Here is a 3,476-nt window from a genome sequence, read left to right on the forward strand (position 1 = left end):
GGGAGTTTCGCTCGCCTGCTCCTGGTGGTGGTCACCCACACCCCGAGCCTCACGTCCTCGCGCCATCCGTCGAACGCGACAACGGTCTCGACGTGCCCGCGGGGGACTTCGAGGTGCCCGACCCGCTCCCGATACGCCGCCGCCGCGCCGAGCGCGATCTCGAACGCCTGCTCCCGCGTCCGTCTGGGCCTGGGCCCGTCCGGCCCGGCCACCTCACCCGCCCGCTGCGCGGTGTCCGCCGGTTCGGCCGTCCTGGGTGGGGTGAGCCCGAGTTCGATCAGGCGCTCGTGCTGTTCCTGGCCCAGGGTGTCCCAGGCGGCGCGTTGTCGGGCGATCCATCGTCCGATGGCCTCGCCGCGGTGGACGGCGTCCAGGGCGATGTCGTCCAGTCGGGCCCCGGTGCCGCGCGACTTCAGGAGTTCGTCGGCGTAGGTGAGGCGTCGTTGCCAGGACACCGGCCAGTGCGGTGGGTTCCACGGCTCGCCCTCGACAAGCGCGTCGAGCGCCTCGGACCGATCGCGATCGAGCCCGTTCCTGCTGCGGTCCTGGGCGCGTTTGGTCTCCAGCCACTTGCCGATGGGGAAGCCCTCGATCACGGCGTCGGCGGGGGCGGCGAGGGTGGCGTGTTCGCGGGCGTATTGGCGCGCTATGGCCAGCCCGTCCTCCCAGGCCTGATCGAGCAGAGACCACACCATTCCCAACTCGTTCAGTTTCTGGACCTGTTTGGTGTTCAGTCGCCCGGCGGCGTATTCCCTGCGTTGTTCGGAGATCCAGCCGCCCAGCGGGAATTTCACGCCGTGGTGGTCGACGTCGACGCCGTCCAGCGGGACGCGCAGGTCGGGGTGGACGCGGCGGTAGCGCTCCGCAGCGCGCAGCCCGCGCAGCCAGTTCCGCGACTGCGGGTCGACCACGCGCATCTCGACGAAGCGGGCGATCTCGACAGGGTCGCGGCGGCTGGAGAACCGCAGGATCGGCCGCCACTCCTCACGCCCCTCCCCGCCCGCGTCCTCGCCGTCCTCTCCGACCGCCTCGTCCTCGTCCGCCTCGTCGGGGCCGCGCTCGCCCTGGGGTGTGCCGTTGACCTGGGGCACGGCCAAGATGTCGACGATGTCCGCGTCGTGGGCCCGCAGCGCCTGAAGAACGCGCTGGAGCGGTCGCCAACTCGGCGAGACGAGCATGTCGTCCCGGTGCTCGCCGGACTGAAGGAAGATCGGGACCAGGATGGTGGCGATCTTGTCGCCGCGCGCGGACGGTCGCACGGCGCGCCCCACGGCCTGGACGATCTCTACGATCGACCCTTTGGGGTCCAGGATCGCGACCGAGTCGATTTCGGGCACGTCCACGCCCTCGCCCAACACGCGGCAATTCGAGACGAAGGACCGGTCGACGATGACGCCGTGTCTGTCGGCGCCGGCGCCGAAGCGGCCCAGGACGTGCCGCCGGTGGCCCGAGTCGTGCTCACCGGAGAGCCAGTCGGCGGACATGCTCCAGGCGTACGTGTCCGGGTTGTTCGCGCGCAGTTTCCGCAACGCCTTGGGCAGGCCCTTGGCGAAGGCTTCGGCCTCGATGGTGCGGTGGTGGAAGGTCAGGATCCGGCGCAGGTCGTGCTCGGTCGCGACCTTGAGCATCGCGGTCTGCAACGCGGCCAGGCGCTTGCCTCGGTAGGCCTCCACGTCCTGGGGCCGGTTGCTGTGCCGATTGAGTTTGCTGCCGCTCTCGGCGGCTGCGGCCTGGACCTCCTCGTCGCGAATCTCGACCACGAAGATCCGAAAAGGCGCTACCAACCCCCTGGTCACCGCTGTCCCGAGGGGGAGGTTGAACGCCACTTTTCCGTACAAACGATGATCATCCATGGACGCGGCGAGCCCGGCCGGGAGCGGTTGGTACGCGTCTCGGGCGTGTTCGTCCTCCTCCAGCTCGTCGGCGAGCTCCAGGTCCTCCTCGTCCCACACGTCGACGTCGTCCTCGTCGTTGGGCGGGTCCAGCTCCGGCACGGGTGGTTCCGCGGCGAGCGCGGCGTAGGCGCTGCCCGCCGAGGGCTCCCAGATCCGGGGCGTGGCGGTGAGGTACAGGCGTCGCGCCGCGGGGAGCCTGCGGTTGTCGTGGATCGCCGCCCACGCCTTCCCGAGCGCGCCGGACGTTCTGTGTGCCTCGTCGACGACCACGAGCGAGAACGGGTCCGGCGGAGCGAGGCCGTAGACGCCCTTCTGGGCCTTCAGCAGGACCCGGAGTGACGCGTACAGAGGGCGTACTGGGGTGGGCTGGTGGTGGATCGAACCTCCGCCGCGGCCAGCATCGGGTCGCCCCGGAGCGAGCAGACGGCGACCATCGGCCCGGTGCGGCCCGCGCGCTTCCAGGCGGCCACGGTCTGGGTGAGGAGGTCGAGGGTGGGGACGAGGACCAGGACGCGGCCTCGGGGCGCGAGGCGGGCTGTTGCGGCCGCGGCGATGACGGTTTTTCCGGTGCCGGTGGCGGCGATGATCTGTGCGCGGTGTCCGCTCCAGGGTCCGGTGCCGGCGCGGAGCTCGGCGAGGGCGGCGTCGTCCTCGGGTGGGGCGGCGAGTTCGAGGACGCCGGCTTGGACGGCTTCTTTCTGGTGTGGGCGGAGTTTGATTCCGGTCTTGGTTCCGGCTGTGTTTCCCATGATGGGGTGTCCTTTCCCGAGTTCATAAACCGATGCGATGCGCGATGTTCTCGGATATTGATTGCACGTGTTTTCCGTCGGATTCTCGGTTTGTTTATCGGAGTTTGTGTGGCGACCGGGTTGTGTCGGTCGAGTGTGGTGTGGGTGTGCGTTTTGGGGTCGGGTTGGGGTTCGGTTGGGTGTCGTTTCGTTGTGGTCGAGGTGCGGCCCGGCTGCGCCCGGCCTCCGCCCGGTAGCCCCGACGGTGGTGTTCCGTAGGGGTGTTGTGGCTGCTTAGGGCCCCTGTATGCACCTTGCGCGCACCCTTCGTGCAGTCCGGTTCGTTGGGGTCCCAGGCGGGCCGTGGGCCCGGTTTCGGAAGGTGGTTCGGGGTGGGTTTCGCGTCGGTGGGGCTCGTGATTTTCGCCCCGCGTCCGGTGGATTGTTGTCTAAGCTACCCGATGGTGCCGGAGCGGGTTGGTGTGTCATCATGGAGTATGGCAGTCGATGGGGGAGTGGGTGGGCGGAACACACTTCTGACACTGAGTCAGGTAACTCTGATGATCCGTCAGATACTTCTGACACTTCGTCAGATCTGCCGGAGCGGCACGCATCACCCACCGGAGAACGATCGAAAGACCTTACGCACAAACCGTTTACACGCTTCCTGTTGCCGGCTCGGACAGCCGCGAAGCGGGTGTCCTGGGCTCGGCGCGAAGCGTCGAGCCTGCCCTTCATGCTGTTCGGCGCAGCGCGCCGGACAGGGTTTTTGACGGCCGCGCAGCGGCTGTCCCTCGAGCCGGCGCAGCGCGCCGGCTTGTCGCTCGTTCGCCGCGCGAGCGGCGAAGGGACC

General features: G+C 69.0%; 2 protein-coding genes. Both read right to left on the minus strand.

Going from position 1 to position 3,476, the window contains the following annotated elements:
* Positions 1-2,165, minus strand: a 2,165-nt coding sequence (locus ABZS54_RS42510) for a Helicase associated domain protein (RefSeq protein WP_355548695.1), incomplete at its 3' end; no start/stop codon positions are given.
* A 50-nt stretch (positions 2,166-2,215) separates the two neighbouring features.
* On the minus strand, positions 2,216-2,644 hold the full coding sequence (locus tag ABZS54_RS42515) for a DEAD/DEAH box helicase family protein (protein WP_355548697.1): 429 nt from the start codon (positions 2,642-2,644) through the stop codon (positions 2,216-2,218).
* Positions 2,645-3,476 lie beyond the last annotated feature (832 nt).

This window comes from Embleya sp. NPDC005575, assembly GCF_040605455.1.
In the GTDB taxonomy this organism is placed as follows: Bacteria; Actinomycetota; Actinomycetes; order Streptomycetales; family Streptomycetaceae; genus Embleya.

Excerpts from the sequence above, each read along its gene's own strand:
- ABZS54_RS42515 (WP_355548697.1), bottom strand. The coding sequence starts at position 2,644 with ATGGGAAACACAGCCGGAACCAAGACCGGAATCAAACTCCGCCCACAC.